Origin of the sequence: Vibrio sp. La 4.2.2 (assembly GCF_027586995.1) — a bacterium.
GTDB classification, from domain to species: Bacteria; Pseudomonadota; Gammaproteobacteria; order Enterobacterales; family Vibrionaceae; genus Vibrio; species Vibrio mediterranei.
The window spans coordinates 194,731-217,743 of the sequence record NZ_JAPPTJ010000006.1 but is presented as its reverse complement, the minus strand read 5'-3'; the positions used below and the strand labels follow the sequence as shown (position 1 = coordinate 217,743).

General features: G+C 45.0%; 21 protein-coding genes. 12 read left to right on the top strand and 9 right to left on the bottom strand.

The annotated features are described in order from the left end of the window. The first annotated feature begins 111 nt into the window (after positions 1–111). The 3 genes from nlpI (at position 112) to OH456_RS15570 (ending at position 2,966) form a co-directional block, all read left to right on the top strand. The gene (gene nlpI, locus OH456_RS15580) at positions 112–1,047 is read left to right on the top strand and encodes a lipoprotein NlpI (protein WP_031494135.1); all 936 of its coding nucleotides are present in this window, start codon (positions 112–114) and stop codon (positions 1,045–1,047) included. A gap of 121 nt (positions 1,048–1,168) precedes the next feature. Beyond that, entirely contained in the window at positions 1,169–1,579 is a 411-nt protein-coding gene (locus OH456_RS15575) for a MarR family winged helix-turn-helix transcriptional regulator (RefSeq protein ID WP_031494136.1), read from the top strand. A gap of 46 nt (positions 1,580–1,625) precedes the next feature. Beyond that, positions 1,626–2,966 carry an MATE family efflux transporter gene (locus OH456_RS15570; protein ID WP_124940662.1) on the top strand — a complete coding sequence of 447 codons (1,341 nt, stop codon included), beginning with the start codon at positions 1,626–1,628 and terminating at the stop codon, positions 2,964–2,966. A gap of 49 nt (positions 2,967–3,015) precedes the next feature. Here OH456_RS15570 and OH456_RS15565 read toward each other — a convergent pair whose 3' ends face one another. The 3 genes from OH456_RS15565 to OH456_RS15555 form a co-directional block, all read right to left on the bottom strand. After that, a complete protein-coding gene (locus OH456_RS15565) occupies positions 3,016–3,894 on the bottom strand; it encodes a U32 family peptidase (RefSeq protein WP_031494832.1) in 879 nt (292 codons plus the stop codon). Positions 3,895–3,904: 10 nt separating this feature from the next. Further along, the gene (ubiU, locus tag OH456_RS15560; RefSeq protein WP_038225488.1) at positions 3,905–4,918 is read right to left on the bottom strand and encodes a ubiquinone anaerobic biosynthesis protein UbiU; all 1,014 of its coding nucleotides are present in this window, start codon (positions 4,916–4,918) and stop codon (positions 3,905–3,907) included. A gap of 126 nt (positions 4,919–5,044) precedes the next feature. Further along, positions 5,045–7,084 carry a sensor domain-containing protein gene (locus OH456_RS15555; protein WP_006072012.1) on the bottom strand — a complete coding sequence of 680 codons (2,040 nt, stop codon included), beginning with the start codon at positions 7,082–7,084 and terminating at the stop codon, positions 5,045–5,047. A 179-nt stretch (positions 7,085–7,263) separates the two neighbouring features. Between OH456_RS15555 and ubiT the strand changes: the two genes are divergently transcribed. From ubiT to OH456_RS15520, 7 genes are all read left to right on the top strand, one after another. Beyond that, positions 7,264–7,791, top strand: coding sequence for a ubiquinone anaerobic biosynthesis accessory factor UbiT (gene ubiT / locus OH456_RS15550; RefSeq protein ID WP_006072010.1), 528 nt, complete (start codon positions 7,264–7,266; stop codon positions 7,789–7,791). Then, positions 7,775–8,290 carry a GNAT family N-acetyltransferase gene (locus tag OH456_RS15545; RefSeq protein WP_006072009.1) on the top strand — a complete coding sequence of 172 codons (516 nt, stop codon included), beginning with the start codon at positions 7,775–7,777 and terminating at the stop codon, positions 8,288–8,290. Before ubiT ends, OH456_RS15545 begins: the two co-directional genes overlap by 17 nt. A gap of 162 nt (positions 8,291–8,452) precedes the next feature. Next, entirely contained in the window at positions 8,453–8,884 is a 432-nt protein-coding gene (locus OH456_RS15540; protein WP_124940663.1) for a DNA polymerase III subunit psi, read from the top strand. After that, entirely contained in the window at positions 8,877–9,335 is a 459-nt protein-coding gene (rimI, locus tag OH456_RS15535) for a ribosomal protein S18-alanine N-acetyltransferase (RefSeq protein ID WP_006072005.1), read from the top strand. The genes OH456_RS15540 and rimI overlap by 8 nt, the downstream gene beginning before the upstream one ends. A 170-nt stretch (positions 9,336–9,505) precedes the next feature. Beyond that, positions 9,506–10,297 carry a hypothetical protein gene (locus tag OH456_RS15530; protein ID WP_006072003.1) on the top strand — a complete coding sequence of 264 codons (792 nt, stop codon included), beginning with the start codon at positions 9,506–9,508 and terminating at the stop codon, positions 10,295–10,297. 203 nt (positions 10,298–10,500) lie between these two features. Beyond that, entirely contained in the window at positions 10,501–11,268 is a 768-nt protein-coding gene (locus OH456_RS15525; protein ID WP_270033812.1) for an SDR family NAD(P)-dependent oxidoreductase, read from the top strand. Positions 11,269–11,281: 13 nt separating this feature from the next. Continuing rightward, positions 11,282–11,671, top strand: a complete 390-nt coding sequence (locus OH456_RS15520; RefSeq protein WP_038167341.1) for a hypothetical protein — start codon at positions 11,282–11,284, stop codon at positions 11,669–11,671. A 54-nt stretch (positions 11,672–11,725) separates the two neighbouring features. On the opposite strand, the gene OH456_RS15515 is transcribed toward OH456_RS15520, so the two are convergent. Continuing rightward, positions 11,726–13,381 carry a transmembrane adenylate cyclase gene (locus OH456_RS15515; protein WP_270033811.1) on the bottom strand — a complete coding sequence of 552 codons (1,656 nt, stop codon included), beginning with the start codon at positions 13,379–13,381 and terminating at the stop codon, positions 11,726–11,728. 271 nt (positions 13,382–13,652) lie between these two features. Between OH456_RS15515 and OH456_RS15510 the strand changes: the two genes are divergently transcribed. Continuing rightward, entirely contained in the window at positions 13,653–14,777 is a 1,125-nt protein-coding gene (locus OH456_RS15510; protein WP_270033810.1) for a BamA/TamA family outer membrane protein, read from the top strand. Positions 14,778–14,829: 52 nt separating this feature from the next. Here OH456_RS15510 and OH456_RS15505 read toward each other — a convergent pair whose 3' ends face one another. Beyond that, positions 14,830–16,008, bottom strand: a complete 1,179-nt coding sequence (locus OH456_RS15505; RefSeq protein ID WP_270033808.1) for an MFS transporter — start codon at positions 16,006–16,008, stop codon at positions 14,830–14,832. Positions 16,009–16,343: 335 nt separating this feature from the next. Here OH456_RS15505 and prfC point away from each other — a divergent pair, with 335 nt between their 5' ends. Next, entirely contained in the window at positions 16,344–17,933 is a 1,590-nt protein-coding gene (gene prfC, locus OH456_RS15500; RefSeq protein WP_006071994.1) for a peptide chain release factor 3, read from the top strand. Between the two features lie 75 nt (positions 17,934–18,008). On the opposite strand, the gene OH456_RS15495 is transcribed toward prfC, so the two are convergent. From OH456_RS15495 to OH456_RS15480, 4 genes are all read right to left on the bottom strand, one after another. Then, positions 18,009–18,974 (bottom strand): ABC transporter permease, encoded by a 966-nt coding sequence (locus OH456_RS15495; protein ID WP_270033806.1) that lies wholly within the window; start codon positions 18,972–18,974, stop codon positions 18,009–18,011. Positions 18,975–18,976: 2 nt separating this feature from the next. After that, on the bottom strand, positions 18,977–20,107 hold the full coding sequence (locus OH456_RS15490) for an ABC transporter permease (protein WP_006071990.1): 1,131 nt from the start codon (positions 20,105–20,107) through the stop codon (positions 18,977–18,979). Then, positions 20,104–21,684: an ABC transporter ATP-binding protein gene (locus OH456_RS15485; RefSeq protein ID WP_270033804.1), complete on the bottom strand. Its 1,581-nt coding sequence runs from the start codon at positions 21,682–21,684 to the stop codon at positions 20,104–20,106. Before OH456_RS15485 ends, OH456_RS15490 begins: the two co-directional genes overlap by 4 nt. 116 nt (positions 21,685–21,800) lie before the next feature. Beyond that, positions 21,801–22,796: a BMP family lipoprotein gene (locus OH456_RS15480; protein WP_006071987.1), complete on the bottom strand. Its 996-nt coding sequence runs from the start codon at positions 22,794–22,796 to the stop codon at positions 21,801–21,803. Positions 22,797–23,013: the final 217 nt, after the last annotated feature.

The following is a 23,013-nucleotide window of genomic DNA, read 5'->3' as shown; positions in this document are numbered from 1 at the left end:
AATGCGCGAAGGATAATTCCCGCTACTACGCATTACGCTGTGCAACTATAACGATACTTTAAATGTTGCCAATAATAGCGACGCCATAGTGGGTACAAGGAGAATGATATAGTGAAGTTGTTTCGAATCTTAGGATTAAGCTTAGTGGTGGCAGTGACTGGTTGTGCTACCAACTCGTCAACACAAGATGAACAATGGTTGAACCCACCAATGGCTGTGCCATTACAGGCAAATGTTCAATACGAAGTTCAAGTCGCCCGATTGACACAGCTTCTGCAGCGCAGTGACCTTGAGAATGACGTCAGAGCAAAAATGCACTTCGAGCGAGGCTCTTATTACAACAGCCTCGGATTACGTGACTTGGCTCAGTTAGACTTCAATCAGTCATTACAACTTAACCCTGCGCAACCTGTCGTTTTTAACCAAGTCGGACAGTACTTTACCCAAATTGGCGATTTTGACTCTGCGTATGAAGCCTTCGATTCGAGTTTAGAGCTTGACCCTTCAAACTCTTATGCATTAAGAAACCGCTCTATTGCGCTTTACTATGGTGATCGTATCCCATTAGCGATTGAGGGCATGACGCGTTATTACCAAGAGAACCCTGCCGATCCGTATCGTGCACTTTGGCTCTACATCATTTCTCGTGAGGCAGGTCCACTAGATGCCGCTATTGCACTAGAGAAGCGCTACCAAGCGCGTAATAATGATTGGGGCTGGATCCTGGTTGCGTTGATGTTAGATAAAGTCTCTGAAGAACAGGCATTTAAAGCGATTCTCGCTAGCAGCCGAGACAATAACGTGTTAGCGGAAAGACTCACTGAAGTCTACTTCTACTTGGCAAAACGTCATCAAATCGATGGCAATTATCCAGCAGCTGTCTCTCTATATAAACTGGCCATCGCCCAGAATGTCTACGATTATGCCGAGCATAAGTACGCATTTCTTGAGTTAACTAAAATCTTTGAAATTGTGAGAGCACAACAAGCAGAGCAGGCTAAGCAAGAAGCTAAGCAAGCAGCAGAGAGCACCACCGACTCACAGTAGTGTGAACGTTTCACAATCATCGCTAAAAAAACACCAGCCTAGCGCTGGTGTTTTTTTATCCGTTGACTCTAGTTCTAATTTAGCTAAACTAGTTAGCTATGCTAATTAATAGTTAATATGAATGACTATAGAAACTAATTTAGAGAAGATGGAGCGGCTGACGTCGAAAGTATGGCGTAGCTACAGCAAAGAAGACCCACTAGGGCACCTGAGCTTCAATGAATACGATTATTTAAAAGCAATACAATCTTCAGCAGAGCCGATTCGATTAACCGATCTGGCAAAAGAACTAGAGGTGTCCAAACCCTCAGCAACCAATATGGTAAAAAGACTTGAGCGTAAAGGTTTGGTGAAGCGATTATCGTGTACCGAAGACGCGCGTTCAAAGCGAGTGACCTTGACGGAGAAATCACGATTACCGCTAATGTCGGAAGCTGAGATATACAGTGTGGTAGCGGAAAAACTGCGGGCACATTTAGACGAGCAGGAGTTCGCCTTGCTTGACACGTTATTGACCAAAGCACTGAGATAAAAATTTAAGGATTTAGTTAGCTAAGATAACTAACTATTTGGATGATATGACTGAGAAATCAATCTATAAACAATTCTGGCGTTATGCCATTCCGACCGTTGCGGCTATGTTGGTTAATGGTCTTTACCAAGTGGTCGATGGCATCTTTATTGGACAATATATGGGAGGGGATGGCCTAGCCGGCATTAACCTCGCGTGGCCAATTATCGGTACGATTCTTGGTCTAGGTATGATGGTCGGCGTGGGCACTGGTGCACTGGCCTCGATTAAACAAGGCGAAGGTAAGCTTACAGATGCTAAGAATGCTCTGGCTACTGGATTAATTGCGCTTGTGGCCTTAAGCCCTGTTATCGCTGTGATTTTATGGCAATACTCAGATGTATTTCTAAGCATTCAAGGTGCTAAAGGGCGAGTACATGACTTGGCTATGCAGTACTTGGACATCTTGATTATTGGTGGTGTGTTTACGCTGGGCTCGATAGCAGTGCCATTTTTGCTACGTAATGATGATAGTCCTAACACCGCTACTATGTTGATGGTGCTGGGGGCCATTATTAATATTGCCTTAGACTATTGGTTTATCGCGGTTCTTGATTGGGAGTTGCGTGGTGCCGCGTTAGCGACAGCGATTGCTCAAGCGGTAGTGACACTGCTAGGTTTTGCCTACTTCTTCTCAGGTCGAGCTAAGATGCGCTTATCGTTAGCCGATCTTAAGTTCCAATTTAGTATGCTGCCATCAATCATATCTATTGGTTTGGCGAGTTTCTTTATGTATGCCTATGGCTCGTTTATGGTCGCGCTACACAATGGATTGTTTGCTGATTATGGTTCGGTAACCTTAGTGGGAGCCTATGCAATATTGGGTTATATCGTCGCGTTTTACTATCTTGTGGCTGAGGGACTGGCGAATGCTATGCAGCCATTACTGAGCTATAACTATGGTGCGAGAAGACAAGATAATATGCGCAAGCTATTTAACATTGCGACTTTGAGTGCGGTATTAGGTGGTGCCATTTTTGTCACTGTGTTAAACCTGTTCCCATATCAAACGGTATCAATCTTTAACTCGAGTGAGCCGCTGTTGATTGAGCACACCGTAAATGGGATTCGCCTCCACTTATTCTCAATGTTCTTAGATGGCTTTATCGTGGTGGCTGCTGCGTACTATCAAGCGATCAGTCATAGTCGCAAAGCGTTGTTCGTGACGCTGGGTAATATGTTGGTTCAGTTGCCATTCTTGTACATTATGCCCAAGCTATGGGGAGTGGATGGTATTTGGGTTGCGTACCCACTTTCTAACATCGCGATCAGCTTGGTAGTCGGTGTGATGATATGGCGTGACATTAGTAAGCTTGATAGAACGGCTTTAAAGCCGGTCACGGCATAATAAAAAAGACCTCGCGTATTAGCGAGGTCTTTTTATTTAAAGTCGGGGACTAAATCTGCTTGATATCGAGCCCAGCGATTTGATGCCAGTAGCCGTTACATTGCCTATCCAATATTTTGGCCGGTTGTGTGCCATCTTCGTTCGCTTTAAAGCGATCAACTTCAGCGAAGGTATCCAACCCTAGCGGGCTAAGCCTGACCACATCTACCAAACCTTGCATAGATTTCAGGTCATTGATCAGGTTGTATTGGTAACCAGATTGAGTCTGAATACCATTGAGATTAAAAACTGACTGACCTTCTTGGCTCTCCACTTGAAGACCCGTTGGATACTTAATACAGCAAGTTTCGCAATCGTCTTTTGCTCGGTTCTCTGCACGAGCAGTAAAGCAGCGTGCGGAATAAGCTAGCGGTAGATAACCGTGACTAAAGACCTCTACCTCAAATTGATCGCGGATACCAATATTGTCGGCTTGCTCTAGAGCGTTGCTTAACCACTCACGCGATAACTCAACAGGCATACACCAGCGAATCATGCCTTGTTTGGCAAATAGCTTCAGTGTGTGGGCATTGTAGGTATTAACGGCAGGACCAACAACAAATGGAACTTTGTGTTCACTTGCTAGTTGAATCGCTGAGACATCATTGGCTTCGATCGCAAAGTCACCATTATCGATATACTTTTTCATGATGTTAACTTCGCTTGGTGCTTCTAGCAGTGCCATTGTTGACAGAACTACCTGCTTGCCTGCTAGATTTAGCTCCTTAGCGATATCTAACCAGTGTGCTGGTTTCATCTCTCTGCGTTTTGAGCACACGGTTTCTCCAAGATACACGATATCTGCGGAGCTCGATTTAGCTTGCTCATAGAAACTTTCAACGTCTTGTTTTGGCCAAAAGTACAGTAATGGGCCTAATGCGTATTTCATAAGTTGCTCCTTACTGCCATTTTCTATGGTAGGCACCCAATGTGGTTTGGGTTCCTTCAGAGACATTTGCCAAGGCTTGATCCCAGGTTGGTTTCACTTGATAGTTCTCAGGGTTACGTTGATACGCATCGATGGCTTCGCGCCAAGTTCGAGTGACTTGTTCAACGTAAGCGGGACTGCGCTGACGTCCTTCAATTTTCACCGACGCGACATTAGCGGCGAACAGTTCAGGAAGCATAGACAAAGTGTTCAAACTGGTTGGCTCTTCAAGTGCATGGTAGCGCTTACGCTCTCCTTCTATTTCGGCTTCAAAGCGGCCTTTACAGAGTGTCGGATAGCCTGCATTTTCGCCCTGAGCGTAGCGGTCAATAAGAATGTCATTTAGACGAGACTCTAACCCTTGCTCAGTTTCTTGCCAGCGCACGTATTTCGCTGGAGAACACGCACCAACCGTATTAGGTGATTCACCGGTCAAATAGGACGACAAATAGCAGCGCCCTTCAGACATAATACAAAGACTGCCGAACGCGAATACTTCAAGCTCGACATCAGAGGTAATGTTTCTAGACAGTTGTTTTACCTGATGAATAGACAGCACTCGAGGTAATACAACGCGCTTTACATTAAAGTTTTTATGGTAGAAGTCTACAGCAGCCACATTGGTTGCTGAGGCTTGTACTGAGAGGTGTAACTCTAACTCTGGATACTTATTGGCAGCGTAATCCAATACAGCAATATCGGCGACAATCAATGCATCGACACCAAGATCGGCAGCTTGGTCGACTGCATTAGTCCAGCGCTCAAAGCCATTAGGGTGTGCGAAGGTATTCAACGCGATATGTAGCTTTTTATTGCGATCGTGAACATATTGAGCCGCACGCTCCAGTTTCTTTCCCGTAAAGTTCAGACCAGCGAAATGACGCGCGTTGGTATCATCTTTGAAACCGATGTAAACCGCATCTGCACCGCAATCAATTGCAGTTTTAAGAGCAGGTAAATTCCCTGCTGGGCATAAGAGTTCCATATGCTCATTACCATATTTCTGACAGTAGCCCGCATTTTATGAACAATTATGAACAGCGAATTTGATGTAAGGCAGGTTTACCTTAATAAACACGTAATTAACACCAAAGAGGTAACGTTAATATGGTCAATTTCGATGACGACGGTTTTGCGCAAATAGTGCTTCGACTTCGTGCTTAGGCTGTGGTCGGTGGAAGTGGAAGCCTTGAATGGAGTTACAGTTAAGATTGGAGAGTAGTGTTGCTTGGTGGCGTGTCTCCACACCTTCGGCGACCACAGAGAGATTGAGTGATTTACCGAGGTTGATGATGTTTTCGATAACTGTGAGCTGTTTTGGTAGTGTATCGATATCCATGATAAAGGCACGGTCGATTTTTAGTTCATCTATTGGAAAGTGCGCTAAGTAGGATAGCGAAGAGTATCCTGTACCGAAGTCGTCAATAGACAACGCAAAGCCGAGTTTCTTAATGGCATCGAGCATTTGCAATGTGTGTTCACTGTTGCTCATTACCGCACTTTCAGTGAGCTCGAACGTGATACAGCTCGGATCCAGTCCTGTGCTGCGTAATAAGCGCTCCATATAATCGATAAGCTTAGGGTTGCCAAATTGTTCTGGAGACAAGTTGATCGCCACGCGACCTGGTAAGATACCTTGTAGTTTCCAGCGTTTGACGGTATTGAACACATCACGCATGACCACGCGGCCAAGGCTTTCGATCAGTCCTGCTTGTTCTGCCACTGGGATGAACGAAGCCGGGCTTATATACCCTTCGACGGGGTGCTTCCATCGAACTAGCGCTTCTGCACCGTTGATACTAAAGTCACGGGCATTGACCTTGGGTTGATACCATACTTCCAAGCCATTTTGCTGTAGCGCTTTTTGCAGTTCTATTTCCAACCAAAGGCGCATCCGCGCTTCTTTGTTCATTTGGTCATTGAACTTAACGAGACGGTTCCTACCTCTGGCTTTGGCTTCATACATGGCCGTATCGGCATTTTGCAGCAGGATACGCGCATCATTTCCATCGTTTGGGTAATGAACACTGCCAATGGAGCAAGCAAGGCGTTTGCTGAAGTGGTGTAAATCGAAAGGTTGGTTGATGAGACCAATGATTTTCTCAGCCAACATTTCTACCGTGCTGTTGCTTTCTGGCTCTGGGAGAATAATCCCAAACTCATCACCGCCTAAATGGGCCAGGACCGATTGTTGAGGAAGATGACGCTTCAGTCTAGAAGATACCTCCTGAATCACTCGGTCGCCAATGTGGTGCCCTAAAGAGTCATTGATGTTCTTAAAGTTATCAATGTCGAGGTACAGCATGACGAGCGGAGTTTTATCTTGAATAAAATGATCCAAGCAACGGGTGAAACCTAGTCGGTTGTACAGCTTCGTCAGAGTATCAATGTTGACGTCTTCATTGCTGTTTTGAGCCACTGGGTTTGGCTTTTCGTCCATATCTTGAATTAGGACTAAGTGAGCGCTATTGCCAAACAGATTGGCGTCATCGACATGCAGTGACAGTCGGCGCTGCGTTCCGCAGTACTCACTGGTCAAAAAGTGCAGTGGTGTGCCGTTAACGATATTGGCTAAATCGAGTTGCACACGATTGTTATTTTTCTCGTTACTTAGTAAGCGATTTAACGACTCACCTAGTAAATCGGTACTTTTTGCGTAACCAAATAGACGTGCAGACGCAGGGTTGGCCGATAAAATACAATCGTCTTCAACCAGAATTAATCCATCTGGGATAAGCTGAGAAAGTTTGAGGAATTTGCTTTCTGATTCTTCGAGAGAGCGGGTTAGGATCTGTTTTTCGGATGTGTCGATGGCATGGAATACGATGTATTCGATGACGCCGTCATTGAGAATTGGCGACACACTGAAATGCAGGCTGGATTCGACATCTGACTCATCGAGTGTCACTTCCGCCTCAATCGACTCGCCTTGTAGCGCTCGATCGTAATAGGGTTTTAACTGGTTATAAAAACGCTCACCTAGTATTTGCAAGTCATTCATGCCAACTAAGTCGCTGTGTGTTAACCCTGCCACATCACAATAACGGTCGTTGACCATACAGTAATGATGTTCGTCATCCAAAATAGCAAAAAAGAAGGGGCTATTGGATGTTAACTTAGCAAAGTATTCCTTTAACATTTTGGATGACATCAATGTACTACCAGTTCTCCGGAGAGCTTATATATCAGTAACCCCAACACTATAACTGTGATTTATCAGTTAGAAAAGGGCAAAGGCGAAAGCAAAAAATTTTTGATGCACAACAGGATTTTTTTTGTACTAATGCCGTATTATTAGCCTTCTGAACTACAAATTAACGGAAAAACCGCGTGTTAGACAAGATTCGAAGTCAACTAGTTAAAAACGCAGCACAAATTTTGCGATCTCCAGTCCACTTTCTGCCAACTAAAATCCAGAATAGAGCTTTGCTTGAAGGACTAAAAACCGTTTTTAAAGAAGCACTTGAGGACGGTGACTTTGAATTTCTCGAAGAAAAATGGTTAAAAGTTCATATTCGTGATCTAAACCTCAGTTGGTATATTTCTTACAGCGATGAACAGCTGGTGGTTTCTGAAACTGTCGAGCAGGAAGATGTCAGTTTTAGCGGTAATTTAAATGACTTAGTGTTGATTGCGGGTCGTAAAGAAGACCCAGATACTTTATTCTTCCAACGCCGCTTGAGTATTGAAGGTGATACCGAGTTAGGCCTAGAAGTGAAGAACTTGATGGATAGCGTTGATCTTGACGCATTACCGAAACCAATGCTTTCAGCATTGACTCATTTAGCGGATTTTGTTCAGAAAGGCATGCAGCCTGCAACAAATCCTAACGAGGTAGCGAATGCTTATTCGAACTGAAGCGCCGGCCGATATACTTGCCATTGACCGATTACTCAAATCGGTATTTGATACGGATGCAGAAGCCAATTTAGTAATGGCACTGAGAGAAAATGGTCGTCTAACGTTATCTTTGGTAGCGTGCTCTGATGAAGGTGAAGTCATTGGGCATCTGTTGTTTACACCTGTCACTATCGATGGCGACGACTTATCATGGCAAGGTTTAGCACCTTTAGCGGTTGCCAAGGAACACCAGGGTCAAGGAGTAGCATCTGCACTCGTTGAAGAGGCATTCACCACTTTACCTGAGTTCGGTTATCCCGCTTGTGTGGTGCTTGGAGACCCAAGCTATTACGGACGATTCCAGTTTTCTGCTGCAGCTGACTATGATCTTCATTGTCAGTGGGAAGTACCAGAAGGTGCATTCCAAGTTCGTTCATTGACGGAAGATTCGGTGGCCGAACAGCTTGCGGGCCGTAAAGGGTTGGTGGATTACTGCCCTGAGTTTAACGGTCTGTAATAGCGTTCAAAGTGAAATATCAAGCCTAGCGCTGTGTCATCACCGCTAGGCTTTGTTTTATCCGCACTTTGCTTTATCCACACGTTGATATCTTGGTAATCAAATAGAGCTCTGCTAAACTGCGCGTCATTATGACGGCGAATTACTTGGCGCAAATCAATCATGCAAGACAGCATAAAACTACAGTTAATGGGCGTTCAAACATGGGAACTAACTCACCCTGAGCGTATTCCTGTGCGTAGTAGCCCTTCGTTGTCACTTCGGCCTGACTGTCGACTCTTGTTTGTGTCATCAGTAAAGCCGCAAGGCGATAATGTGCTGTTCTATCAGAAGATCCTTAAAGCGATGAAGTTGGATCTTAGTGAGACGCTACATATTGTTCCAGAACAATTACTTAGTCTTGATGGTCAACATATACCAGAATGGATATGGTTTGCTGGAGAAGAACAGGCAAATGAGCGCTTTGCTCAATTAACGCAACAGTATCAATTCACCTCGTCCCCGAAAAAACTCGTTTCTCCGCAACTGTCTAACATTGATGGTAATGATATGGAAAGACGTGCACTTTGGAATCAAATCCGCAGCTATGGCTAATCTTACCTTTGCAATCATGGATACTGAGCACTTAGATGCCATCTTATCCATAGAAAATATGGCACACTCCCATCCTTGGAAAGCCTCCATGATTACCGAATTGAATGGGCGCGGAGCTTTCAATTATGTGCTATTGGCCGACGAACGCGTTGTTGGCTACTTTTATGCACAGAACATTGTAGGTGAAGTTTCGTTGCTTAATATTGCGGTCTCACCGAGCGAGCAAGGCAAAGGTTACGGTAGGGCATTGCTGAATCACTTTTTAGAACAGTGTGAATCTCGTGAAGCAGAAAGTGCTTGGCTAGAGGTTCGAGAAAGTAACCAAGCCGCAGTTTCTTTGTATCTTGATGAAGGGTTTAATGAAGTTGACAGACGTCGTGATTATTACCCATCAGACCAAGGTCGAGAAGACGCTGTTATCATGAGTTATTATTTTTTATTCTCAAGTTAATTCTGCTGTCTATTTCTAAATCACGAGGGTAGGGACCTATCCGCATGGCCCTCTATAAAGCAAGGTAATCTAGTCGTTCTGTAAATAGGTTACATTACCCGTAGTTACTTCGATAAAAAATCGATTTCCTCATACTTCCTATTAGTTATTGATAACAATAGGAATAGAAAATGAAACACTTCTCTATAGTTTCTGCTGCCTTACTGAGTGTTACTAGCGCTCAAGTAATGGCAGATGAGGCACAAGTGAATGATCCTGCCGATGTAACCCGTCCCCAAACCTATCTTAAAGTTGATTCTGGCGCCAAAGGTAAAGATGGTATGACTCGCCTACAGTTAAACATGGCGGGTTCATACAGCGAAGATATTGGCTATTTAGGCCAGTTCGAAACAGACTTTCAAACTAATCTGGATGCGCAGCAAGGCAAATCTAAAGACTTTGGTTTGTCGCGTATTCGAGCTCGTTACTTTCAAGTGCACGCAACGGGCTTAGAGGTACTCCCAGAAATAGGTTTCTCATTGGACTACATCAGCTATGGCTCTAACTGGGTAGCTAAGAACTCAGGCACAGAGCAAACTGCTGCTATTGGTGCTGTGGCTAAAGTGATTACGCCATTTGAAAATTGGGTCTCTTATCCAAATTTGGCTGTAATGAAGAATGAGTACGACAATGGTCGCTCAGAAAATGGCTGGCAAGCGAATTGGTTTAACTCTTTCTATCTAACTGAAAAAGGGTCTTACATCACAGTAAACCCACAGTACGCTAACTATAACAATGCTATCGGTAAGAACGAACAATCTCTTGAATTGAACTTTGAAGGTGGTATTCCACTTACCAATGACGGCAGCATCTGGGGTAACGTGACCTATTCTGAACACTTCTTTAAAGCGGCAGGTGAATCGCGTATGAAACACTTAGACGGTAACCGAGAAGTTCGCATTGGTGCGACTTGGTTCTTCTAATCTCATCGCTTTACTCAGTTTAAGGCACGGAAGCCTTTATTCATCCTCTCTAATTGTTTCTTACTTTTTTCTCCGTGTTACTGGATCGATTCCAGTTAATAACTCAACAGCTGTTATCGGTCGAGATAGAGTGCATTTTGACTTTATACCCACGTTACTCAGCTCGTTTAATCTCAGTGTGAAAAATAGAAGAGAGGCTAATAATGAAAGTGCCATTTCAGCTAACAGATAGAGTTGTTGTCATTATTGGCGGCACCTCTGGTATCGGAGAGGCGATTGCTCATCGTTTTAGCTCTGCGGGTGCAAAGCTGGTCATCGCTGGAGTTAATGCATCAGACAAAGAATTGCAGTTACTAGAAGCCCTTTATATTCATGCGGACGTGACGGATGAGCTGTCACTGAGTGAACTGATGGCTATTACCTTCGAGAAGTTTGGCAAAATCGACGTGTTAGTGAATTGCGCGGGTTCGACTAATGGTTACAGCACCATAGTGGAATCGAAAAAAGATGAGTATGAAGCCAATTTTTCCGTCAACGCACTAGGGACAGCATTGTCGATGAAGCATGCGGTGCCCTATATGCCCAAAGGCAGCAGTATCATCAATATTGCTTCGGTGTCAGGAACTCAGGGTGTGCCTTATCTTGGCGCGTTAGCTAGTTCAAAGTGGGCAGTGCTTGGCATTACTCAAACGGCAGCTTTGGAGCTTGGTAGTAAACAGATTCGTGTCAATGCCGTTTGTCCCACCTCTGTCGATACCCCTCGTGCTTATGCCAAAGGAGGCGAACCTCAACTGAGAATGGAGAGACGTTCGATCCCGATGGGAAGAATTGCTCAGCCTGAAGAAGTGGCGGCCGTTGTCCACTTCTTGGCCTCTGAAGACAGCAGCTTTGTTAATGGTCAATCTATCGGGGTGGACGGTGGCTTTAGCGCAGGTATGAGTATTGAAGCCTACAACCAACTTGCGCAGTAATTGAGAGCAAATAATGAAAAAACACATTCAAATCACTTTAGCATTACTATTATCAGCCAGCTTTAACAGCTACGCTTACTACTGTGACCAAACCGCGGAAGGTACCATAGTAGGTGCCGTGGATGGGGCAATAACCGGTGCCATCGTTGGTGGTATTGTTGATGGTGGCGAAGGCGCGAAAACTGGTGCAGTTATTGGTGGTGGCGCTGGGGCAGTCGGTGGGGCTATCGATGGCGCTTATTATGAGGGCGCCTGTGAGATGGCAACTGACGCTATTGTTGAAGATGAGATCATCGCTGAAGAGTATATTGCTGAGGAATATATCGAAGAAGAATACATTGCCGAAGAAATCGTGGAAGAAGAGATTATCGAAGAGGAAATGTATGATGATTATTACGATTAGAATCTAAATAAAAAAGAGAGCAAACTGCTCTCTTTTTTATTAGTATCAATGAGGTTAAAGCCTGCCTAAAGCGTCGAGCAGCTTTGATTTTATCTCTGGACTCGCAATATAAGCGCTGAGATAGTGCTCTTCATTATTCTCAAAATCTGGCTGCATTTGCAGCATTTCTTTATAGCTGGCTTGAGCCTGTTTGAACTCACCTTTGTATACTTGAATGATCGCTTTTAGCATCGGAATCCAAAATACACGGCGTAAAGACAGCTTGCTAATGGCTTTATCGGCACCCTCAAAATCATCAAGCATGATCTTGTGAATAATAGAGGCCACAGAGAACCATGGCGGTCTAAATGGGTTCAGAGCTTTTGAGTCTTGGATAAGTTGCAATCCTCGGTCAAATTCCCCTGCCATGCATAATGCCCAACCGGATAAGCCAATCTGATAGGCGGCATTGGGGTTAATCGCAATCACTTTGTCGACGGTCTCGATGACGCTATTGACGTCTCCAGCAACTTGGTGCGCCATTAACATCGCTATTTGAGATTCTTGGTTAGTCGGCTCTAGCTCAACCGCTCGTTTGGCATAGTTAAGAGCTGTTTCGACAGCACTGTCGACCTTATTCATTCCTAACATGTCAGCATCAAAGTAAAGCACAGCTAACATAGCATGCAGCAACGCAACATCAGGTTCATTTTGTACAGCGCTCAACAAGGCTTGAGTGGCCTGCTGGTGGGTATCTTCCGAGAGCGTCATTAGGTAGTGACGATAACGCAGTGTCGCCTCATAGGTAGAGAGATGCTCAATCTTTTTCTGGTTACAGCTTTGATAGATTTCTCTGTGAATAATGCCAAAGCTGGAAGCCAGCTCAGCGACGACTTCCGCAATGATGTCATCTTGAACAGAAAATAGATCGTCGGTTGCTAAATCACAGGTGTACTTCTCAGCCCAAACTTGCTCACCGGAGTCAGTGCGATACAGTTTGGCATAGATTCTCACCTTATTACCTAGTGCCTGCATGGTGCCAGAGGTAATAAACGACACACCTAGCTTTTCACCTAAACCTTTGACATCGGCGGAGGTACGAGGATCAATGCTCGTTTCACCGAGAGCATGCATTGAGACGACTTTGAGCATATCAAAGCGCGCAAGCTCAGTGGCTAATTCTTCGCCGAAACCTTCAGCAAAAAAGCGTTTCTCAGGATCATCTGACAGTGAAAGAAACGGTAATACCGTCAAAGTAGGGCTTAAGGATTTCTGAGTTTCACGTGCAAACTGAGCCAAGGATGCTGTTTGTCTTGCAGCTTGAGGTGCTTGCGGCGTAAACAATGGACTATAACGCCCTTTTGGAATTGACAGAACAATGGGGTCATTGACGCCTTCAGTAAGGTAGTAGGTTTCTAGAGTTCGGCGTACTCGCCCTGCTTGAATTCGAACGATAGGATCAGCTTGGTGGTCAAAGTCGGCATCACGATCAAACACTTCAGTTGCGATCGTAAACTGTTTTAGACGATCACCTTTACCAACGAGAGTCTGCTCGACAACAAAAGATAGTAACTCTTTCATCTTCGGGCTTTGATCAAATGCTTTACTCGAAAGAATGCGGTTAAGCTGATCTTTGACTCGGGTTTGGTTCTCTTCTATTCGAATATCTAATGGAGCTTGTTCTGACACCGTAGTTAACTCTCTTATCGTAGGATCTGGGTATTTTGCCATTTTAAGACAGCTAAAAATAGTAATGAGTTCACTATTTGCGACTGCTCACCTGTGTTATTTAAGGTTAGCATCAAATGACTGAGACCTTAGCTAGAAAGCGTTGAAGTGTAGGGTAAGTCCGAGGTTTGTTGATAGATCTTGTCAAATTGCCTTTGTGTAGTAGCAAGTTTTTGAAATGATGTATATTTAGTTGGATAATTGTTAAAACATATAACTAGTGAGCCTTTCATTGTTTTGATGGATCGGTTTACATAGCGTTCAAGGAAGAAGTATGAAGAAGCTACCAGTATGGTTGTTAGGTGGTATGGCAGCGGCGTCTTCTGTCTCTGCGATGGAACAGTTCCTCGATCCTAAAGATGGCATGTTCGATGCCAGTCAATGGGTACTTGATAATGCGGTTGGCTTTATGCCTGTACCCATAATTATCACCGATCCCGCTGTTGGAGCGGGTGGTGGTGCAGCGTTGCTGTTTTTCCACGAATCAGAAAAACGTAAGCAACTACGTGAGGAGAATCCCGATGAAGTCGTGGGATTGCCGCCGAGTGTGACGGCGGTTGCCGCTGCTGCGACAGAAAATGGCTCGTGGTTAACTGGGGCGTTTCACTTTGGCTCATGGCAGGAAGATACGTGGCGTTATCAAGGTGGTCTGTTCTATGGCTCATTCAACCTAAAATATTACGAAGGTGATATTCCTTTCGATTTCAATATCGATGGCTTGTACTTCATGCAGGATATTGATTATCGCATTGCTGGTAGCGATTGGTTTGTCGGTGCCAAATATTCCATCCTCTCTTCTCAAAGTACTTTTGATATTGGCAATATTATTCCAGGTATACCGCCTATCGATTACGACATGAACGATGCGGGGGTTGAATTGAAAGTCACTTATGACAGCAGAGATACTATTTTCACACCGAATGACGGCCTGAAAGCCAAGTTGAGCGTCGATTTTCATAATTCGGCTTTTGGTGGCGATGTGGACTACCAAAAAGGACGCTTTCAAACCAACTATTTTGCACCGTTAGCCAATGATTTTGTTCTGGGGCTACGTGGCGATTATCAAACCGTTTCCAATGATGCACCATACTATGCTCGTCCATTTATTAGCATGCGTGGTATTCCAGCAATGCGCTATCAAGGTGATGATATGGCTTTGGTTGAAGTGGAGGCTCGCTATGATCTTACCCCTCGTTGGTCACTAATTGGTTTTACTGGCACTGGCAAAGCGTTTGATGAAGGTGATAGTTTTTCAGATGCCAAATATCAAAATGTTGTCGGCGGAGGTTTTCGCTATTTGGTGGCGAGACAGTTAAATATGCGAGCTGGTGTCGATGTTGCAAAAGGTCCTGAAGAGTGGGCGTATTATATTACCGTTGGTCATGCTTGGCAGTTGTAATGAACAAGAGAAAGGCTGGATTCATCCAGCCTTTCTTCGTTAATGTGGATATTTACTTACGTTTAAACAACAAAGTAGCGAATGCTAGCACTAAGGTCACAACGATACTTGCCGCGCAATAATCCACGACTGACACAAAACCTTCAACGTCGATGAGCTGACCTGCAATGTAAGTACCCACTCCAAACCCTATTGCCATTGCAAACATCAGAATGCCTTGTGTGAGTGCAGGTGTGCTTGGGCTGAGCTCTTCTGCAATCGCTGGTATTACCATATCGAACCAAGATATTGCTTGCATCAGTAGTACTATCAATAGAATAGGGACAAGGCTTGGAATGTTCGTTCCTATCGCCAGCCATAGACCAATTGAGGTTACTGCATAGCAAGCCAGTGACGCCATCCAGATGAGATAAGGGCTGCTTTTTTCTGCCAGGCGACCAGCTGGCTCAAGGAGTATCATGGTTAATACCGCGGAGCCTGCGAGACCAAACGCAGAATGTCCAAGGTCGACGTTAAACACCTCTTTGATGATGATTGGTCCAGTTTCCATCAAGTTACTGGCGGTAAACATGGAAATGAACACTGTTGCCAAGAACATCACGAATGCAATGGAGGTGCGTTTGTTGCTCTTCTCAGTTAGTGATTCATCGTCGCTTTGCTGTTCAACCTCAGGCACTTTGACTTTCGGTGGCGGTGCAATAAATACAGTAACAATAGAAACGCAGACCAGAGTCATAAGCATCAGTAGCTTTTGTTCACTTGTCCAACCCAATAGACTTACCACTCCGAGGAGCGAGCCCGCAATCACCACACCCAAAAACTGGAACTGAAATAGACGACTTAGTCCACGCGCTTGCTCATTTTCTGGTAGAGAGTTTAGGACAAATGTTGGGTTCAGTACCAATTGAGAGACAGTACCAATACCGATGGTAAGTCCGACTAACAAGTAGGTGTAGGTTTCAGTTTGCGCAAAATAGAGTAGCACCAGCGAAAGTAAGTGAGAGAGCAACGCCACTTTTTGCATTTGACGGTGGATACCATATTTATCTGCAAGCCAACCAATGAGCGGTGCGCTGATGCCAAATAGGCCAATCAGAGACATTACGCTGCCCATAAGAGAGCCGCTGCCTGTGCGTTCGATAATAAGCGGTGTCAGCATCAGGGCAATGCCCGCCCACTGAACCACGCCGTTTGACATCTGTGCGATGTACCAAGGTTTAAGAGTTTTCATGGAGTGTTCCCCAAATTAAAGACCTTAAGGTCAAAAGAAATGAAATTGCGATAGGTAAAACCACAGGGAAATGCTCTTATTTATCGAAACTCTGTTTAAGGTAAAAAGTATATGGGAGGCGATTTACGATGAGCAGTGTGTAACCCGTTGTTACTTAAGGGGAGCAAGTAAGTTACTGAGTCACTGAGTGGTTAGTCAGTAGCTTGAAGAAACTAGTGATTGAGAATCGAAGCCAGATCGGTGAAAATAGCGCCCATTATTTTTTCGACGCCTTCGAGTAGTAGTTGAGCCAATACTCTCAAACGCTATTCTACAAACCAAGAAGATCGAGATTCATGTCAAATCCTCAATTTCAGCAACAAGTTTCTAAGCGCAGAACTTTTGCGATCATCTCTCACCCGGATGCGGGTAAAACCACCATTACTGAAAAAGTACTGTTATTCGGAAACGCGATTCAGAAAGCAGGCACAGTAAAAGGCCGTGGCAGTGCGCAGCACGCCAAGTCAGACTGGATGGAAATGGAAAAAGAGCGTGGTATCTCGGTAACAACGTCCGTGATGCAGTTTCCTTATAACGACTGTTTGGTTAACCTACTTGATACTCCTGGACACGAAGACTTCTCGGAAGATACTTATCGTACGCTTACCGCTGTTGACTCATGTTTGATGGTGATTGATGCGGCAAAAGGTGTCGAAGACCGTACCCGTAAATTGATGGAAGTAACTCGTCTTCGTGACACGCCTATCGTGACCTTCATGAACAAATTGGACCGTGATGTACGCGACCCAATGGAAGTGCTAGACGAAGTAGAAAGTGAACTGGGTATGATGTGTGCCCCTATCTCTTGGCCAATTGGTTGTGGTAAAGAGTTTAAGGGTGTTTATCACATTCACCGTGACGAAACGATTCTGTACGAATCTGGCCATGGTCATGAAATCCAAGAAGTTCGTATCATCAAAGGGTTAGATAACCCAGACCTTGATGACGCGGTAGGTGCTGATCTAGCAGAAAGCGTTCGTGAAGAGCTAGAGCTAGTAATGGGCGCATGTCCTGAGTTTGATCTTGATTCTTTCCTTAAAGGTGAGCTAACTCCAGTATACTTTGGTACTGCACTTGGTAACTTTGGTGTTGACCATATGCTAGACGGCCTAACTAAGTGGGCACCAGCACCGCAAACGCGTCAAGCGAATGAGCGTGATGTTGAAGCAACGGAAGAGAAGTTTTCTGGCTTTGTCTTTAAGATTCAGGCAAACATGGATCCAAAGCACCGCGACCGTATCGCCTTTATGCGTATTGTATCTGGTACCTATTCTCAAGGTATGAAGATGAACCACGTTCGCACCGGCAAAACAGTCAGCATTTCTGATGCGGTTACGTTTATGGCGGGTGACCGTTCTCGCGCCGAAAAAGCGTATGCTGGTGATATCATTGGTCTTCATAACCACGGTACTATTCAAATTGGTGACACCTTTACTCAAGGTGAAGCGCTCAAGTTCTCTGGCATTCCAAACTTTGCACCGGAGCTATTCCGTCGCATTCGTCTAAAAGATCCATTGAAGCAGAAGCAGCTACTAAAAGGTTTGGTTCAGCTTTCTGAAGAGGGTGCTGTTCAGGTATTCCGTCCGCTACAAAACAACGACCTTATTGTTGGTGCGGTTGGTGTGCTTCAGTTTGACGTGGTTGTTGCTCGTCTAAAATCTGAGTACAACGTTGAAGCGATTTATGAAAGTGTTAACGTTGCTACAGCTCGTTGGGTTGAGTGTGATGATGACAAGAAGCTTGAAGACTTCAAACGTAAGAACCAGCAAAACCTTGCGCTTGATGGTGGTGACAACTTGAGCTACGTAGCACCAACTATGGTTAACTTGAACCTAGCGCAAGAGCGTTTCCCGGATATTAAATTCCGCGCAACACGTGAGCACTAATCTATAGTTGCTAATACTAGGCAATAAAAAACCGCTCATTTGAGCGGTTTTTTTCGGTCTGCATATCGCATCCGGTTATTCGCGTTCTTTAGTGTAAGGCACGCCGATAGCTTTTGGTGCTACCGCCTTACCAATAAAGCCTGCGAGTAGGAATACGGTTAACACGTAAGGTACGGCTTCAATCGCTTGTACCGGAATAGGGAAGTCACCAATGGTCACGCCTTGCATACGAATAGCTAGTGCATCCAAGAAACCAAAGAGCAAACATGCACCCATTGCGGTAAACGGACGCCACTTACCAAAAATAAGCGCAGCCAACGCCATATAACCTTTACCTGCACTCATGTTTGGAATGAACTGAGCCGTTTGCGCTACCGATAAGTAGACGCCACCAATACCCACTAATACCCCGCAGATTGCAACGGCAGCGTAACGCATACGCACTACAGAGATACCTGCAGTATCCACTGCTGATGGTGACTCACCTACAGCACGTAAGCGCAAGCCAAAACGAGTTCGGAACAGTAGGTACCAACAAGCAGGAACGATAAACACCACAAGGTATACCAAAATGGAGTGTCCACTAATCAGCTCTGAGTAGATATCGCCCAAAATAGGTACGTCCGCAACGGCATCAGCACCAGGGAAGGTAATCGGTGCGAAACGAGCATCACCAGATAGGGCTGGAGTTTGACCACCTTGTTGGAACCAGTGGCGACCTAACGTAATGGTTAAGCCTGCGGCAAGAATATTGATTGCCATACCACTGACGACTTGGTCACCTTTGTGGGTGATACAAGCGAAGCCGTGAAGCAAGGCGAGAAGCACCGAGATACCTATACCAGCAAACAAACCTAGCCACGCTGAACCGGTGACATGGGCTGTAGCAGCACCGGCAAATGCAGCGGCCAATAGTTTACCTTCTAGTGCAATGTTCACTATCCCTGAACGTTCACAGAACATACCGGCTAAAGAGGCAAGAATCAGTGGGGTTGCCACACGTAAGGTGGCATCAAGCATGAGAATAATCGTTTCAAACATAATCAAGCGACTCCTTTCTCTGCTTGTTGCTCATTGTTTTTGCTGCCAAAAAGTTTGAGGTAAGTACGTTCTAGTGAAGGACGGAACATGTGCTCTAGTGCTCCTGAGAATAGAATCACCAGACCTTGCAATACCACAACGATATTTCGGTCAACGCCGTACTCAAAACTTAGCTCAGCACCACCTTGATACAGGAAGCCGAACAACAAACTTGCTAATAGAACACCGATAGGGTGGTTACGCCCCATTAAAGCAACCGCAATACCAGTAAAGCCAAAACCTTCAACGAAGTTGAGTTTGATTTGATGCAGTTCGCCTTGTAATACATTCAAACCAAAGAAGCCCGCTAACATGCCTGAGATAAGCATGGTAAGGACAATGATTTTTACATATTTAATACCTGCATAGCTTGCAGCTGATGGATTTGAGCCGACAGAGCGGATTTCGTAACCCCAACGTGAGTGCCACATAAATAGCCAGACAAACACACAACACAAGAGCGCAAAAATGAAGCTCAAGTTCATTGGGCTTGGTGCCATTTCAATACCGACCACAGCGAGCATTTCATGCATCTTTGGTAACCAGCTTGAGACTGCGAACACACGGCTTTCTGTTGCCATCGTGTTTTCAGGCTTCAAGATATCAACTAGTAGATACGCCATTAACGAAGAGGCGATGAAGTTGAACATGATAGTCGTGATTACGATATGGGAACCGCGTTTTGCTTGAAGGTAAGCTGGAATAAACGCCCACGCAGCACCAAATAAACCGCCAGCAATGATGGCAACTGGGAAGACGATATACCACGGTGCGTATTCACCTAGAGTCAAACAGACCAAGCCAACGCCCAAACCACCGATATACGCTTGCCCTTCACCCCCAATATTGAATAAGCCAGCATGGAAGGCGACGGCCACAGCAAGACCGGTAAAGATAAAGCCTGTCGCGTAGTACATGGTGTACCCAAAGCCTTCTGCGTAGCCAAAGGCTCCTGTCCACATGACTTTTGCCGCGTCAATTGGGTTAATATCGATATAAATAAACAGCAGAGCCGACACCAAAAACGCAACTAATACGTTGATGGCTGGCAGCAGTGCCACGGTTACCCAAGCGGGTACTTTTGCTTGGCTCATGCGCTTTCTCCTTGTGGCTCTGCGTGTTCCTTGGGTGCTTTAAGATGCTCAGGCATGATATTGGCCATCATTAATCCCAGCGTTTTCTCATCGGCATCTTCAATGGATACTTCACCCACGATAGAGCCATCAAAGACCACTAAAATGCGATCAGATAGGCTTAGGATTTCATCTAGCTCAACCGAAACCAGCAAGACAGCTTTGTCTTCATCACGTGCAGCAATGATTTGCTGGTGGATGTATTCGATAGCACCGATATCTACCCCACGAGTTGGTTGGCCGACCAAAAGCACATCTGGGTTCTGTTCCATTTCGCGCGCGATGACTAGCTTCTGTTGGTTACCACCGGAAAAGTTTGCGGTTTTTAATGTGGTGTCGTTAGGACGAACATCCCACTTATCCATGCTCTTCTGACAACACTCTTTAATGGCTTGCTTATCTTGCAGTAAGCCTTTGTTGTATTGTGGTAAGTGGTGGTAGCCCAGGATATATGCTTCTTGAGCTTCAAATTTGTTGATAAGACCCTGCTTATGACGGTCTTCAGGAATATGCCCTACACCAATGGCACGTACCTGTTGAGGATCGAGAGGGTGATGTTTGTCGATATGGCTACCGTTAATGTCAATGCTGCCGGAATAAGGCTTAATAATCCCAGATAGCAGACCAAGTATTTCTGATTGACCATTACCAGAAACACCAGCAATACCAACGACTTCACCCTGTCTGACACCAAAGCTGATACTTTTGACACGCTCAACACCTGCGTCATCAAAAAACTGTAACTGATCAACTTTGATAAGCTCTTTCTTCGGATTCGCTTCAGATTTATCCACTTTTAGGCGAACCTTGCGTCCCACCATTAGTTCTGCCAGTTGCTCTTTGTTCGTTTTCGCCGTCACCACGTGCTCGACCATTGTGCCTTGGCGCATTACCGAAATATTGTCGGTAATCGCTAGGACTTCACGCAGCTTATGCGTGATGATCATGATAGTAGTACCTTGAGCGCGAAGTTTATCTAAAATGCGGAAAAGGTGATCGGCTTCTTGTGGAGTGAGCACACCGGTTGGCTCATCAAGAATCAGGATTTTTGCGCCACGATACAGCGCTTTTAAGATTTCGACACGTTGCTGAAGACCAACAGGTAGCTCGCCAACAACGGCATCAAGGGGAACTTCGAGCCCGTAATCCTGAGCTAGCGCTTTCAGCTTTTTGCGCGCTTTACCTAAACTTTCATTTAGCTGCCATCCATCTTCAGCACCGAGAACAATGTTCTCTAATACGGTAAATGTTTCCACTAACATAAAGTGTTGGTGGACCATGCCAATTCCTGCTTTGATTGCTTCCTGAGAGTTAGCGGGCTTGTAAGGAGCGCCGTTCACTGTCATTTCACCAGCATCAGCATGATAAAATCCGTAAATAATACTCATAAGAGTGGACTTGCCAGCACCATTTTCACCAATGATGCCGTGAATCGTGCCCTGAGGAACTCTAAGATCGATAGCTCGGTTAGCGTGAACGGCTCCAAAGCGTTTATCTATCTGCTTAAGTTCAATGGCAATAGATTGTCCGTTTGTCACTAGATACTGCCTTATAATTATACGCCGCTGTTTTTAGGCAGCGGCGTTGTTATGTTTACTCAGCTTATTGATAATAAACTAAAATAAGCTGAGTCTTTCATTCTGAGCTAGGACGCTTAGAAGTTACACGTGTTGTCAGACATGTAGTCGTGAACTTCGATCTTGCCAGCGATGATGTCCGCTTGAAGCGTATCTAGGTATGACTTCATTTCAGGTGTGATTAGGTCTTTGTTGTACTCGTCGTAAGCCCACTCAACAGCGCCTTCTTTTAGGCCAAGTACTTTGATGCCAGCTTCCCAAGTACCGTTTTCAGCGTCGTCCCAAGTGTTGTATGCAGCAACACCGACTTTCTTAACCATAGACGTCAGCATAGTGCCTGGTTGAAGGTGGTTTTGGTTTGAGTCAACACCGATTGCGTACTTACCAGCATCTTTAGCTGCTTGGTATACACCCATGCCAGTACCGCCAGCTGCTGCGTAGATAACGTCAACGCCTTTAGAGAATTGAGATTTAGCAAGCTCTGAACCTTTCGCAGGGTCAGCGAAGGCTGCAGGAGTAGAACCTGTCATGTTTTGGAATGTTTCGATTTCTGGGTTCGCGTATTGTGCACCTTGACGGTAGCCACATTCGAACTTACGAATCAATGGGATATCCATGCCACCAACAAAGCCTACTTTGCCAGTTTTAGAAGCTTTTGCTGCCAACGCACCTACAAGGAAAGAACCTTCGTGTTCTTTAAAGACGATAGATTGAACGTTTGGCTTATCAACGACCATATCGATGATGGTGAATTGAATATCAGGGAATTCAGTGGCAACTTTTTCTACGGCTGATGCCATGTTGAAGCCAACAGCAACAATAGGAGTGAAGCCACGGCTTGCAAGGCGACGAAGGCCTTGTTCACGTTGCGCTTCGTTTTGAGGTTCAAATTCACGAACTTTAATGCCTTTGTCTGCATTAAATACTTTTACACCGTTCTGGAAAACAGCTTCGTTGAATGATTTGTCAAATTTACCGGCTGTATCGTATACCACTGCTGGTTTCGCTGCGAATGCACCAAATGAAGCTACTGCTACTGCGAGCGCAGACATTTTTAGAATAGTTTTTTTCACGATCAATTCCCTTGTAGTGTCGAATGATAGAGCATCATTGACGATTCGATAGGCTAGGCTCATTCCAGTTTTTAGGTGCCTAGAAAATGGTCGCATGTAAACGACACAGAAATGACGATAGAGACAATTTGTGTGGTTTACAAACAATAGGCAGCATTTTATCGTTTGCGTATATGAAAAAAAACCGCTTCTATCACAGCATTGAGGGGTAAGTCAC